The organism is Roseibaca sp. Y0-43 (assembly GCF_020667835.1).
Taxonomy (GTDB): domain Bacteria; phylum Pseudomonadota; class Alphaproteobacteria; order Rhodobacterales; family Rhodobacteraceae; genus Roseinatronobacter.
In genome coordinates this window covers 116,023-128,177 of record NZ_JAFMPR010000003.1, presented here as the reverse complement: position 1 = coordinate 128,177, position 12,155 = coordinate 116,023, and the positions used below count along the sequence as shown (strand labels likewise).

Genomic DNA, 12,155 nt, shown 5'->3' with positions numbered 1-12,155 from the left:
CGGCCCCAAACAAAGGTTTCAGGGTATGTCCGACCCACGCGATACCGCGAAATTGCTGGCAGAGATGAACGACCGCTCGCGCGAGGTGTTTCGGCGCGTGGTCGAGGCGTATCTGGACACGGGCGGGCCGGTCGGCTCTAGGACCTTGACGCGCGGGCTGAGCGAGAAAGTGTCTGCGGCGACGGTTAGAAACGTCATGCAAGACCTTGAATATCTTGGATTGTTGGACAGCCCGCACGTGTCTGCGGGCCGCGTGCCGACCAATCTGGGGCTGCGGCTGTTCGTGGATTCGCTGCTGGAAGTGTCTCCCTTGGATGACAGCGACCGCGCCAAACTGGACCAGACCATGGGCAGCAACGAGCGTGACATGGGCACGATGCTGGAGCAGATCGGCGGCGCGCTAAGCGGGGTCACGCAAGGCGCATCGCTGGTTCTGTCGCCCAAGCGCGAGGCGGCGGTCAAGCATATCGACTTTGTCAGCCTGTCGCCCGAGCGGGCGCTGGTGGTGTTGGTATTCACCGATGGGCATGTGGAAAACCGCATTTTCACCCCGCCCAAGGGCATGACGCCCTCGGCCATGCGCGAGGCCGCGAATTACCTGAATTCCATCGCCGAGGGCACCAGCGTCGCGCAATTATTGGCGCGGTTCCGGGCAGAGCTGGCGCAGAATCGGCGCGAGATCGACACGCTGGCGCAAACGCTGGTCGAGCAGGGCTTGGCCGTTTGGGAAAACGAGGGCGAGCCGCAGGAGCGCCTGATCGTGCGCGGGCGGTCAAACCTGCTGGACGACGCGGCGGCCGAGGATTTCGAGCGCATTCGCACGCTGTTCGACGATCTGGAGCGCAAGCGCGACATCACCGAGTTTCTGGAGCTGACCGAACAAGGCGACGGGGTGCGCATTTTCATCGGCGCAGAGAACCGGCTTTTTTCGCTGACGGGTTCAACTCTGGTCGTTTCTCCTTATATGAACGCTGAGCGAAAAATTATTGGTGCGGTCGGCGTGATCGGCCCGAAACGGCTGAACTATGGACGAATCGTGCCGATTGTGGATTACACCGCGCAACTGGTGGGGCGCTTGCTGACCGACACCCACCGCGCAGATTGAGGACGACAATGGCAGAGCCGGAACAGACCCAAACAGACGAAACCGAAGCCGCAGAGGCTGTAGAGGCGACCGACCCGATTGCAGAGCTGGAAGCGCGGTTGGCAGCCGTGGAAGCAGAGCGCGAAGAGATGCGCGACCGCATGATGCGCGCCTTGGCCGATGCCGAGAACAGCCGCAAACGCGCAGAGAAGGACCGCCGCGACGCCCAGCTTTACGGCGGTGCGAAGATCACGCGCGACATGCTGCCAGTTTATGACAATTTGGCACGCGCGCTGAATGCCGCGACCGACGAAACCCGCGCGGCCGCTGCCGGTCTGGTCGAAGGGGTCGAGCTGACCCTGCGCGAGTTGACGGCGATCCTGCAAAAGCACGGGGTGCAGCGGATTTGCCCGGAAGTGGGCGACAAGTTCGACCCGCACACGCATCAGGCCATGTTCGAGGCACCTGTGCCGAACACCAAGGCGGGCGAGATCATTCAGGTCATGGCCGAAGGGTTCATGCTGCATGACCAGCTGTTGCGGCCTGCGCAGGTGGGTGTTTCCTCTACACCGGCCTAGGTTTTCAGATCGCCTGATATTTAGGCAAACACGATTCGCGCCGCCCGTTTCATAGGCAAACGGGCGGCGCTTTCTTTTGCCCTTGGGGCCGCGCCCTGCGCGCTCTGCCGCACCGGCTATCAATGGCCAGCGAAGGGGGCGCGATGCTTGATTCCGGTCAACATGTGAAGATGCAGCGCAGCATGGGCGAGGCTCATGTCAGCTTTGCGGGCACACGTCTTGGCCAGTTGCGGCAGGCCGGGTCCGCCAAGGCGCAGCTGCCACGCATCGCGGGCGGGCCGGAAGTGGTGTTTCTGAACACCTCTGGCGGGCTGACCAGCGGCGACCGGCTGGACTATGCCGTAACACTTCGGGATGCCGCGCGCCTGACCGCCACCACCCAGACCGCCGAGCGGGCCTATCGTGCCAATGCCGGGCCTGCGCATGTGCGGGTGGCGCATGATGTGGGTGCAGGCTGCTGGCTGGATTGGTTGCCGCAGGAAACCATCCTGTTCGACCGCAGCGATCTGGACCGCGAGACGCATATTCGTCTGGCCCCCGATGCCGGTTGCCTGTTGCTCGAAAGCGTGGTGCTTGGCCGTGCCGCGATGGGCGAGGAGGTGCGCGCGCTGGTGCTTCGCGACCATCGACGCATCACGCGCGGCGGTGTGCCCGTGTTTCTGGAACCGATGGCGCTGGGCACAGACACGCTGACCCACCCCGGACAATCCGCGCTTCTGGGCGGAGCGCGCGCTTTCGCGACGCTGGTTTTGTGTGCCCAAGGGGCCGAAGATGCGCTTGGCCCCGTGCGCGCCGCGCTGGGCGATGATGTTCAGGGCGCGGCAAGTGCTTATGACGGCAAGCTGGTTATCCGACTGCTGGCCGCCGATGGCTGGCCGTTGCGCCGCCAAATCCTGCGATTGCTGCATGTCCTGCGGCGCGGTGCCCCGCCGCCGCGTGTCTGGCAGATGTAACCCAAGAGGAGCGAGATGAACCTAAGCCCCCGTGAAAAAGACAAACTGCTGATTTCCATGGCCGCGATGGTTGCACGCAACCGTCATGCGCGCGGTGTGAAGCTGAACCACCCCGAAGCGGTGGCGCTGATTTCCGATTTCGTGGTCGAGGGCGCGCGCGATGGCCGGTCCGTGGCCGACCTGATGGAAGCGGGCGCGCATGTCATCAAACGCGAGGATTGCATGGAGGGGATCGCAGAGATGATCCACTCCATCCAGGTTGAAGCGACCTTTCCCGACGGCACCAAGCTTGTGACCGTTCACCACCCCATCCGCTGAACAGGAGCGCCCCGAAATGAAACCGATTTTCCGCCTGACCGCCCTTGCCTTGCCTTTGGTCGCAGCCAGCCCCGCTTTCGCCCATCTGGACCCTGCCGCACATGGGTCATTCGCGGCGGGCTTTACACACCCGATCTTCGGGTTGGACCATATCCTTGCCATGTTGGCAGTGGGATTGTGGGCCGTAGTGCTGGGCGGGCGCGCACTTTGGGCGCTGCCTGCCGCCTTTGTCGGCGCGATGGCGATCGGTTTCCTGCTGTCGCTGGCGGGCCTGCCCCTGCCGTTGGTCGAACCGATGATCCTTGCTTCGGTCCTGGCCCTGGGCGGGTTGACCGCGCTGGCACGCCCGGTTGCGCTGCCGGTTGCCGCTGCCATCGTGGGGGTCTTGGCGCTGTTCCATGGTCATGCGCATGGCTCGGAAATGGCCAGCGCGACCGCTCTGGGCTACCTCGCCGGGTTCGCGACAGCGACGGCGCTTTTGCATGGCTTGGGTGTAGCCTTTGGTGTTCTGGCCGCGCGCCCCTTGGGTCTGGTAGCCGCGCGCGTTGCCGGCGGCATGATCGCGCTGGGCGGGGCCGTTCTGGTCATGGGGGGCTGACCCATGATCCCCGGAGAGGTCTTTCCCGCGCCCGGCAAGATAACCCTGAACGAGGGGCAAGAAGCGATCACCGTCACCGTGGCCAATACCGGCGACCGGCCCATTCAGGTGGGCAGCCATTACCATTTCGCCGAAACCAACCCCGGTTTGGAATTCGACCGGGCCGCGGCCACCGGCTACCGGCTGGATATAGCCGCAGGCACAGCCGTGCGGTTTGAGCCGGGCCAAACGCGCGAGGTGCAGCTTGTGCCCCTGCGCGGGGATCGCGTGGTGTACGGGTTCAACCAGAAAATCATGGGGGCGCTTTGACATGCCAGCCAGCATAGACCGCAGCACCTATGCCGACATGTTCGGCCCCACCACGGGCGACAAGGTGCGGCTTGCCGATACCGACCTGATCATAGAGGTCGAGCGCGATCTGACGATTTACGGCGAGGAAGTGAAATTCGGCGGTGGCAAGGTCATCCGCGACGGGATGGGCCAAAGCCAGCGCAGCCGCGCCGAGGGGGCGGTGGACACGGTCATCACCAACGCGCTGATCGTGGACCATTCCGGCATCTACAAGGCGGATGTGGGTTTGCGCGACGGGCTGATCGCGGCCATCGGCAAGGCGGGCAACCCGGATACGCAACCGGGCGTGACCATCGTGATCGGGCCGGGCACCGAGGTAATCGCGGGCGAGGGCAAGATCCTGACCGCGGGCGGGATGGACGCGCATATCCATTTCATCTGCCCGCAGCAGATAGAGGACGCCTTGGCATCTGGCATCACCACCATGCTGGGCGGCGGCACCGGCCCCGCGCATGGCACGCTGGCCACCACCTGCACGCCGGGGCCGTGGCATATTGGCCGGATGTTGCAAGCGTTCGAGGCGTTTCCGATGAACCTTGCCCTTGCCGGCAAAGGCAACGCGGCGCTGCCCGGTGCGCTTGAAGAGCAGGTCCGCGCGGGTGCGGCCGCCATGAAACTGCACGAGGATTGGGGCACGACACCCGCCGCCATCGACTGCTGCCTGAGCGTGGCCGACGCGATGGATGTGCAGGTTATGATCCATACCGACACGCTGAACGAATCGGGTTTCGTGGAAAACACGCTGGCGGCGATCAACGGGCGCACGATCCACGCCTTTCATACCGAAGGGGCGGGCGGTGGCCATGCGCCGGACATTCTGCGGGTGGTCAGCTCGCAAAACGTGATCCCGTCTTCGACCAACCCCACGCGGCCCTATACCGGCAACACGATCGAGGAACACCTGGACATGCTGATGGTCTGTCACCATCTGGACAACAAGGTGCCAGAGGATGTGGCCTTTGCCGAAAGCCGCATCCGGCGCGAGACGATTGCCGCCGAGGACATCCTGCATGACATGGGCGCGATGTCGATCATCAGTTCCGACAGTCAGGCCATGGGCCGCGTGGGAGAGGTGATTATCCGCACATGGCAAACCGCCGACAAGATGCGCAAGCAGCGCGGGCGACTGGCAGAAGAGACGGGCGACAACGACAACATGCGCGTGCGCCGCTACGTGGCGAAATACACCATCAACCCCGCCATCGCGCATGGCGTGTCAGAGCATATCGGGTCCATCGAGGTGGGCAAACGCGCCGATCTGTGCCTGTGGAACTTCGCGTTCTTTGGCGCAAAGCCTGAAATGGTGCTGATGGGGGGAGTGATCGTGTCCGCGCAGATGGGCGATCCGAACGGGTCGATCCCCGCGCAACCCTTCTACACGCGCAACATGTGGGGGGCCTATGGGCGGTCGCGGTTGAACTCTGCCGTGACCTTCGTGTCGGGCGCGGCTTTGGCCGATGGTATCCGGGGCAAGCTGGGGCTGGAGAAACAGCTTCTGGCGGTCAGCGGCACGCGCAACATCGGCAAGTCTGACATGGTGCTGAACGCGGCCACCCCGCAAATAGAGGTGCACCCCGAAACCTACGAAGTGCGCGCCGATGGCGAACTTCTGACCTGCGAACCGGCGCGCGAATTGCCGCTGGCACAGCGCTATTTCCTGTTCTGAGAGGATATGATGGACGACTACCCGAAAGCCCTGCGCATTCATCCGCATGTGCACCACGCCTGCGACACGGTCGCGCTGGATTATGAGGGGCGGTTCTTGCGGCGCAAACGTCTGGTTGCGGCGTCGGGGCGGGGGTTTCTGGTGGACCTGCCGGAAGTGGCCAATCTGACGGGCGTCGAAGCTTTCGTGCTGGAAGATGGGCGCGAGATTGCCGTGCAGGCGGCGGCAGAGCCGGTGCTGGTGGTGCGGGGCGATCTGCCCCGGCTGGCATGGCATATCGGCAACCGGCACACCCCGTGCCAGATAAACTCCGATTGCCTTGTTATCCGCCAAGACCATGTGCTGGAAGCGATGTTGGCCAAGCTGGGCGCAGAGGTCACGCGCGACACGCGACCCTTTACGCCCGAAGGTGGCGCCTATGGCATGGGGCGCACGATGGGACATAGCCACGGGCATTCGCATGATGACCATGACCACCACCATCACCACGCCTGACACGCAAGCGCTGCTCTCGTTGGTGCAATGGCTGTCCCCCGCTTTTCCGACCGGGGCGTTTGCCTATTCGCACGGGCTGGAACAAGCGATTGCCCTGGGCGAGGTGGCAAATGCTGAAGGCTTCGGCGCTTGGCTGGCGGCGATCCTTGAGCACGGCACGGGCTGGAATGACGCGGTGGTTCTGGCCTGCGCCTTACGCGCTGGGGCCGATTTTGACGCGCTCGATCAAACCGCCCGCGCGTTGGCTGGCAGTGCCGAGCGGTTGCGTGAAACGGTCGAACAAGGCGCGGCCTTCGCGCTTGCACGCGGTCAGATGGGGCAGGCGGATGCGGTGGCAGAGGTGCTGCCGGTCGCCGTTGGCCGCGCGGCGGTGACGCTGGGCCTGCCCGCGCAGACGGTGATCGCGGTCTACCTGCACGCCTTTGCCAGCAACCTGACCTCTGCCGCCGTGCGCTTCGTGCCCTTGGGGCAGGCGGCGGGGCAAAAGGTCTTGGCCGCGCAACACGCCCGCATCACCCGCTTGGCTGATCGCGCGGCGGGCGCGACGCTCGATGCCTTGGCGAGCGGCGCTTTTCGGGCCGAACTGCACGCCATGGCGCATGAAACTCTGGACGTGAGGATATTCAAGACATGAGCAATGGACCCTTGCGCGTGGGCATCGGCGGGCCTGTCGGTGTCGGCAAGACCACTTTGACCGAACAGCTTTGCCGCGCCTTGGCCGCGCGCTGTTCGATGGCGGTGGTGACGAATGACATCTACACCCGAGAAGACGCCGAGGCGCTGATGCGCGCCCAGGTGCTGCCCGCCGAGCGGATTCGCGGGGTCGAGACCGGGGGTTGCCCGCATACGGCCATCCGCGAGGATGCGTCGATCAACCTGGCCGCGATTGCGGATCTGACAGCGGCCTTCCCCGATCTGGACTTGGTGCTGATCGAATCGGGGGGTGACAATCTGGCGGCGACCTTCAGCCCGGAACTGGCGGATCTGACGATTTACGTGATCGACACGGCGGCAGGGCAGGACATACCGCGCAAGCGCGGGCCGGGCGTGACGCGTTCGGACCTGCTGGTGGTGAACAAGACGGACCTTGCGCCCTATGTCGGCGTGGACCGCGCGCTTCTGGAATCGGACACCCGCATGGCGCGCGGGACACGCCCCTATGTCATGGCAGAGCTGCGGCACGGGCGCGGTGTGGATGCGATCGTCGCCTTTCTGGAACGCGAGGGCGGCTTGCAGCTTGCGCCGCGCGCGGCTTAGGCCACGGCGCTTTGCGCGCTGACGACGCGATTGCGCCCGGTATGTTTGGCGGCCCGCAGCGCGGCGTCAGAGGCTTCGATCATCCGCTGCAACGCATCCGTCGCGACCGGAGTGCCGGTCGCCTGATGAAGCGAGATGCCCGCCGACACGGTCACGCGCAGCGGCTGGGAGATGTCTGTCAGGTCGAACGGGCGGTCGGCGATACGTGCACACAGCCGTTCCGCCACAAGGCGGGCCGAACACAGGTCAGCATCCGGCATGACAAGCAGGAACTCTTCCCCGCCATAGCGGCACAGGATGTCGTCGCGGCGCAGATCGTGCCGCATACGCTGGGCGACCTGGCGCAACACCTCGTCGCCCGCATTGTGGCCGATACGGTCGTTGATGTCCTTGAAGCGGTCGATGTCGATCAAAAGCAGCGCCACTTCGCCAACATAGTGGGCCATGCGCTGCGCAAGCAGGGCCATGCCGTGGCTGCGGTTGTGCAGCCCCGTCAGCGGGTCGAAGGCGGCAAGGCCAAGCTGGTTGTCGAGTGTTTTGCGCTGGGCATCGGCCATGCGTTTCTGGCGGATCACCCGCTCCAGCCGCAGGCGTGTTTCGTCGCGGTCCAGCGGTGCAGGCAAAATGTCGGCCGCGCCAAGGTCCAGCGCCATCGCACCATCCGCCAGCGCGGCACGCGGCAGGATCAGGCAGATCTCTGCGTTGCGGGTCGCTGCCCGAGAGCGCAGCTCTGCGATGACATGCAGCCCGGTCTGTTCCAGCGCCTTGGGCAGGATGATGAACAGGTCGGGCGTCTGGCTGTCATGATCCAGCCCAAGGGCGTGGGGAAGGGTCGTCGCCTCTATCCGGGCTTGCGGCCAGATGGCGGACAAGCTGTCCAGCCAGCCCTGCCGCGATTCGTCATGCCCGGTGACAAGGGCCAGATGCGGGCGCGGGGCATAGGCTGCCGCCGCTTCGGCAAAACCGGTTTGCAGCGCCGTGTTGGGGTGGTCGCGCCACGCGTTGCGGCGCACCACGTTGCGCAGCAAGCTGCGGATGCGGCCCAGCAAATACGCCTCGTCCAGCGGTTTCGCCATGAAATCATCGGCCCCCGCCGCCAGCGCGCCCAGCCGATGCGCATGGTCGGTATTGGCAGAGAACAGGATGATCGGAATGTCGCGGGTGACAGGGTCGGCGCGCATGGCCTTGCACACCGCGATGCCGTCCATATCCGGCATGTGATAATCCAGCAGCACAAGGTCCGGCAGGTGTTCATGCACCAGCGCCAGCGCCGATTTGCCACCATTCGCCGTAATCGTGCGGTAGCAGGCCGAGGTCAGCTTGCCCCGCAACACGGTGCGGTTCAGCGACAGATCGTCCGCAATCAGGATCTGGCCCGGCATAACGTGAAAACCCGTTTATAAATCAATCTCGTCATTCTTGCGGCGAAATGGTTAATAAAGCCTTTAACGGGTCTGACGGGTTTGTGAGGGGACGCCATGCAACCGGCATATGCGCAGGAAATCGCCGCAGACGTCTTGCTGTGGCTTTGCGCGCAGGAAGAACTTTTGGGCGTGTTCCTGTCCGCCTCGGGGGCGGATGTGGGCGATCTGCGCGCGGGTCTGCAATCGGGCGCGCCCGATCCGGGGCTGACGGGGGCGGCGCTGGATTTCGTGCTGATGCGCGACGAAACGGTGCTCGAAGCCGCTGCCGCGCTGGACCTGCCGCCCGACCGTCTGGCCATGGCGCAGGCGGTTCTGGCGGGCGATGCGGGCAGGCATTGGACCTGAGACCCTTGACTTTGCCTTGCGCAAAAGGTGTATCGCGCAGGCCAGAGCAAGGAAGGTTTTCGCCATGCACGCCTATCGCAGCCATACCTGCGCCGATTTGACCGCCGCCCATGTGGGCGAGAATGTCCGCCTGTCGGGCTGGGTGCATCGTATCCGCGACCACGGGGGCGTGCTGTTCATCGACCTGCGCGATCATTACGGCATCACGCAGGTTCTGGCCGATAGCGACAGCCCGGCCTTTGCCGCCATCGAAAAGTTGCGTGCGGAATATTGCATCCGTATCGACGGGGTGGTGAAGGCGCGCGATGCGTCCTTGGTCAACACCAAGCTGAAAACCGGCGAGATTGAGGTTTATGCCCGTGACATGGTCGTTCTGGGCGCCGCCGATGACCTGCCGCTGCCCGTGTTCGGCGAACCCGACTACCCCGAAGAGACGCGGCTGTCCTACCGTTTCCTTGACCTGCGGCGCGAGACGATGCAATCCAACATGGTCCTGCGCTCGGACGTGGTGGCCGAAATGCGCCGCCGCATGTGGGATCAGGGGTTCCGCGAATTCCAGACGCCTATCATCACCGCCTCCAGCCCCGAAGGCGCGCGCGATTTCCTTGTGCCGTCGCGTCTGCATCCCGGCAAGTTCTACGCGCTGCCGCAAGCGCCGCAGCAGTTCAAGCAGCTGATCATGGTGTCGGGCTATGACCGCTATTTCCAGATCGCGCCCTGCTTCCGCGACGAAGACCCGCGCGCCGACCGCTCGCCCACGGATTTCTACCAGCTTGACGTGGAGATGAGCTTTGTAGAGCAGCAAGACGTGTTCGACGCCGTCGGTCCCGTGCTGCAAGGCGTGTTCGAGAAATTCGGCAAGGGCGCCAAGGTCGACCCCTGCACCGACTGGCCGCAAATTCCTTATGCCGAGTCGTTGCTGAAATACGGCACCGACAAGCCCGACCTGCGCAACCCGATCGAGATGCAGGTGGTGTCCGAGCATTTCCGTGGCTCTGGTTTCGCGATTTTCGCCAAGCTGTTGGAGAATGAGGGCACCGAGATTCGCGCCATCCCCGCGCCGAAGGGCGGCAGCCGCAAATTCTGCGACCGGATGAACGCTTTCGCGCAGGCGCAGGGCTTGCCGGGGATGGGGTATATTTTCTGGCGCGCGGGCGATGATGGGTTAGAGGCCGCTGGCCCCTTGGCCAAGAATATTGGCCCCGAACGGACCGAAGCGATCCGCCAGCAGCTGGGTCTGGGCGAGGGCGACGCGGCCTTCTTCCTTGGCGGCAAACCCGCGCAATTCGAGGGCGTGGCAGGCAAAGCGCGCGACGAGATTGGCCGCGAATTGGGGTTGATCGACGAGAACCGTTTTGCCTTCGCGTGGATCGTCGATTTCCCGATGTATGAGGAAACCGACGACGGGAAGGTTGATTTCAGCCATAACCCGTTTTCCATGCCCCAAGGCGGGATGGACGCGCTGGCGGGCGATCCGCTGGCTGTCAAGGGCTACCAGTATGATCTGGCGTGCAACGGGTATGAGCTGCTGTCGGGCGCGATCCGTAACCACAAGCCAGAGATCATGTATCGCGCATTTGAAATCGCGGGCTATCCGAATTCGGAAGTGGACAAGCGCTTCGGCGGCATGGTCAAGGCGTTCAAATACGGCGCGCCCCCGCATGGCGGTTGCGCGGCGGGCATTGACCGCATCGTGATGCTGCTGGCGGGCGAGCACAATATTCGGCAGGTCATCATGTTCCCGATGAACCAGCGCGCCGAGGATTTGCTTCTGAACGCGCCTTCCGACCCCACGAACGAGCAGTTGCGCGAGTTGCGGTTGCGGGTGCTGCCGCCCGAAAGCTGATGTTCGCCGAATCGGTGCCGGTCGCGCTGCGGGCGCTGGAGCGGGCGCAGGTCTTGCATGGCAAGACCCCGCCCGACGCTTTCGCCGCGCGGCTTGCGCCCGGCATGTTCGACGTTCGGACGCAATTCTTCGCCGTCGCGGGGTTCGCCCTGCGGGCGACCTACCCGCTGGCCGGGCGCGATGTGCCGGTTTTGCAGGGCGATGCGGGCGCGCGTCTGGCACAGGTGCAAAGCTGGCTGTCTCAGCTGACCGAGGCCGATTTCACCGGCGCAGAGCAGCGCGTCATCACCCACCGAGCGGGCTTTGCCGATCTGGAACAGCCCGCGGCGGTATATCTGCGGGATTTCGCGTTGCCAAACCTGTGGTTTCACCTGTCGATGGCCTATGCCGGTCTGCGCGCGGCCGGGGTTGCGCTGGGCAAGGCCGATTTCGACGGGCTGCACGCCTATCCCGACGGGTTTACATTTGACGACTAGATCAGCGGCAAGGCCCGCAGGCGGTGGCGCAAAAGCGTGCTGATCTCGCTGCGCTGCCCGTCCCGCACGGCTTGCGACAGCGCCGGATCGCCCGTCATGCAGGCCAGTTGCGCAATGAACTGGCGCGCATAAGCAGGCTGTGCGCCCTTGCCGTTCAAAAGGTCCAGCGCCAGATACAGATCGTCGCGCAGCGCCGCTTGCGTGGGGCTTTGGTCGGGTTGTGCCCCGCCGCGCAGCCCGAAGAAGACCGGCGCAAGCATCTGGCAAAACAGGGCACCCGTGCCAAAGGGCTTGGGCAGGAACCGGTCGGCCCCGGCGAGGAACGCGTCTTCCTCCATCTCTGCATCGCCCGAGGTGGCCACGATCAGCCCCGCGCGGGGGCGGCGGCGCGCCATTTCGGCAATCAGGTCCAGCCCCGACCCATCGGGCAGGCCAAGGTCGATGATGACGGCATCGGGCGTGTAAAGCGAGATGTGCCGCCTTGCGCTGCGCAGGCTGTCGGCCCGTCGCAAGCGCCCCGCAGCCCCCCGGAACAGCAGGCGCACGTAATCGGCGGTCACTCGGCTATCTTCGACCAGCAGAAGCGTTCCGCCGCGCGCCTGCGGTTGCATGGGCGGCACGGGTGGGCTGTGCGTGGCGGCAACAGAATCGGGGTTCATCGCATCCCTCCATGTCAGAGCCTTATTCAAGCGCGGATTGCCTAAGATCGGGTTAAGCGCGCCGGGTTGCGGCCACAGGTCGCCCCGGTTTGGCTTGCCAGACGT

Annotated in this window: 15 protein-coding genes; 13 read left to right on the top strand and 2 right to left on the bottom strand. The window is 64.6% G+C overall.

The window, feature by feature from the left end; genetic code table 11:
* Positions 1-25 precede the first annotated feature (25 nt).
* The 10 genes from hrcA (at position 26) to ureG (ending at position 7,300) form a co-directional block, all read left to right on the top strand.
* On the top strand, positions 26-1,105 hold the full coding sequence (gene hrcA, locus J1C52_RS04765; RefSeq protein WP_227426784.1) for a heat-inducible transcriptional repressor HrcA: 1,080 nt from the start codon (positions 26-28) through the stop codon (positions 1,103-1,105).
* 8 nt (positions 1,106-1,113) lie between these two features.
* Complete coding sequence (locus tag J1C52_RS04760) at positions 1,114-1,662, top strand: nucleotide exchange factor GrpE (RefSeq protein WP_227426783.1); 549 nt, start codon at positions 1,114-1,116, stop codon at positions 1,660-1,662.
* 143 nt (positions 1,663-1,805) lie between these two features.
* Positions 1,806-2,615, top strand: a complete 810-nt coding sequence (locus J1C52_RS04755; RefSeq protein ID WP_227426782.1) for an urease accessory protein UreD — start codon at positions 1,806-1,808, stop codon at positions 2,613-2,615.
* A gap of 15 nt (positions 2,616-2,630) precedes the next feature.
* Positions 2,631-2,933, top strand: coding sequence for an urease subunit gamma (locus J1C52_RS04750; RefSeq protein WP_227426781.1), 303 nt, complete (start codon positions 2,631-2,633; stop codon positions 2,931-2,933).
* Between the two features lie 16 nt (positions 2,934-2,949).
* Positions 2,950-3,531, top strand: coding sequence for a HupE/UreJ family protein (locus J1C52_RS04745; RefSeq protein ID WP_227426780.1), 582 nt, complete (start codon positions 2,950-2,952; stop codon positions 3,529-3,531).
* A gap of 3 nt (positions 3,532-3,534) precedes the next feature.
* The gene (locus tag J1C52_RS04740) at positions 3,535-3,840 is read left to right on the top strand and encodes an urease subunit beta (protein ID WP_227426779.1); all 306 of its coding nucleotides are present in this window, start codon (positions 3,535-3,537) and stop codon (positions 3,838-3,840) included.
* Between the two features lies 1 nt (position 3,841).
* Positions 3,842-5,548, top strand: a complete 1,707-nt coding sequence (gene ureC, locus J1C52_RS04735; protein ID WP_227426778.1) for an urease subunit alpha — start codon at positions 3,842-3,844, stop codon at positions 5,546-5,548.
* 9 nt (positions 5,549-5,557) lie between these two features.
* Positions 5,558-6,043 carry an urease accessory protein UreE gene (locus J1C52_RS04730; RefSeq protein WP_227426777.1) on the top strand — a complete coding sequence of 162 codons (486 nt, stop codon included), beginning with the start codon at positions 5,558-5,560 and terminating at the stop codon, positions 6,041-6,043.
* Positions 6,018-6,677 (top strand): urease accessory protein UreF, encoded by a 660-nt coding sequence (locus tag J1C52_RS04725; protein WP_227426982.1) that lies wholly within the window; start codon positions 6,018-6,020, stop codon positions 6,675-6,677. The genes J1C52_RS04730 and J1C52_RS04725 overlap by 26 nt, the downstream gene beginning before the upstream one ends.
* Entirely contained in the window at positions 6,674-7,300 is a 627-nt protein-coding gene (gene ureG / locus J1C52_RS04720) for an urease accessory protein UreG (RefSeq protein ID WP_227426776.1), read from the top strand. The genes J1C52_RS04725 and ureG overlap by 4 nt, the downstream gene beginning before the upstream one ends.
* Here ureG and J1C52_RS04715 read toward each other — a convergent pair.
* Positions 7,297-8,682 carry a diguanylate cyclase gene (locus J1C52_RS04715; RefSeq protein ID WP_227426775.1) on the bottom strand — a complete coding sequence of 462 codons (1,386 nt, stop codon included), beginning with the start codon at positions 8,680-8,682 and terminating at the stop codon, positions 7,297-7,299. The genes ureG and J1C52_RS04715 overlap by 4 nt on opposite strands.
* A gap of 96 nt (positions 8,683-8,778) precedes the next feature.
* Here J1C52_RS04715 and J1C52_RS04710 point away from each other — a divergent pair, with 96 nt between their 5' ends.
* From J1C52_RS04710 to J1C52_RS04700, 3 genes are all read left to right on the top strand, one after another.
* Positions 8,779-9,069, top strand: a complete 291-nt coding sequence (locus J1C52_RS04710; protein ID WP_227426774.1) for a DUF3572 family protein — start codon at positions 8,779-8,781, stop codon at positions 9,067-9,069.
* A 64-nt stretch (positions 9,070-9,133) separates the two neighbouring features.
* Positions 9,134-10,915 (top strand): aspartate--tRNA ligase, encoded by a 1,782-nt coding sequence (gene aspS / locus J1C52_RS04705; RefSeq protein ID WP_227426773.1) that lies wholly within the window; start codon positions 9,134-9,136, stop codon positions 10,913-10,915.
* Entirely contained in the window at positions 10,915-11,391 is a 477-nt protein-coding gene (locus J1C52_RS04700) for a DUF1993 family protein (RefSeq protein WP_227426772.1), read from the top strand. Before aspS ends, J1C52_RS04700 begins: the two co-directional genes overlap by 1 nt.
* On the opposite strand, the gene J1C52_RS04695 is transcribed toward J1C52_RS04700, so the two are convergent.
* A complete protein-coding gene (locus J1C52_RS04695; protein WP_227426771.1) occupies positions 11,388-12,050 on the bottom strand; it encodes a response regulator in 663 nt (220 codons plus the stop codon). The genes J1C52_RS04700 and J1C52_RS04695 overlap by 4 nt on opposite strands.
* Between the last annotated feature and the right edge of the window lie 105 nt (positions 12,051-12,155).

Excerpts from the sequence above, each read along its gene's own strand:
- hrcA (WP_227426784.1), top strand. The coding sequence starts at position 26 with ATGTCCGACCCACGCGATACCGCGAAATTGCTGGCAGAGATGAACGAC.
- J1C52_RS04695 (WP_227426771.1), bottom strand. The coding sequence starts at position 12,050 with ATGAACCCCGATTCTGTTGCCGCCACGCACAGCCCACCCGTGCCGCCC.
- J1C52_RS04725 (WP_227426982.1), top strand. The coding sequence starts at position 6,018 with ATGACCACCACCATCACCACGCCTGACACGCAAGCGCTGCTCTCGTTG.
- ureC (WP_227426778.1), top strand. The coding sequence starts at position 3,842 with ATGCCAGCCAGCATAGACCGCAGCACCTATGCCGACATGTTCGGCCCC.
- ureG (WP_227426776.1), top strand. The coding sequence starts at position 6,674 with ATGAGCAATGGACCCTTGCGCGTGGGCATCGGCGGGCCTGTCGGTGTC.
- J1C52_RS04740 (WP_227426779.1), top strand. The coding sequence starts at position 3,535 with ATGATCCCCGGAGAGGTCTTTCCCGCGCCCGGCAAGATAACCCTGAAC.
- J1C52_RS04760 (WP_227426783.1), top strand. The coding sequence starts at position 1,114 with ATGGCAGAGCCGGAACAGACCCAAACAGACGAAACCGAAGCCGCAGAG.
- J1C52_RS04700 (WP_227426772.1), top strand. The coding sequence starts at position 10,915 with ATGTTCGCCGAATCGGTGCCGGTCGCGCTGCGGGCGCTGGAGCGGGCG.
- J1C52_RS04745 (WP_227426780.1), top strand. The coding sequence starts at position 2,950 with ATGAAACCGATTTTCCGCCTGACCGCCCTTGCCTTGCCTTTGGTCGCA.
- J1C52_RS04750 (WP_227426781.1), top strand. The coding sequence starts at position 2,631 with ATGAACCTAAGCCCCCGTGAAAAAGACAAACTGCTGATTTCCATGGCC.
- J1C52_RS04715 (WP_227426775.1), bottom strand. The coding sequence starts at position 8,682 with ATGCCGGGCCAGATCCTGATTGCGGACGATCTGTCGCTGAACCGCACC.
- J1C52_RS04710 (WP_227426774.1), top strand. The coding sequence starts at position 8,779 with ATGCAACCGGCATATGCGCAGGAAATCGCCGCAGACGTCTTGCTGTGG.
- J1C52_RS04755 (WP_227426782.1), top strand. The coding sequence starts at position 1,806 with ATGCTTGATTCCGGTCAACATGTGAAGATGCAGCGCAGCATGGGCGAG.
- aspS (WP_227426773.1), top strand. The coding sequence starts at position 9,134 with ATGCACGCCTATCGCAGCCATACCTGCGCCGATTTGACCGCCGCCCAT.
- J1C52_RS04730 (WP_227426777.1), top strand. The coding sequence starts at position 5,558 with ATGGACGACTACCCGAAAGCCCTGCGCATTCATCCGCATGTGCACCAC.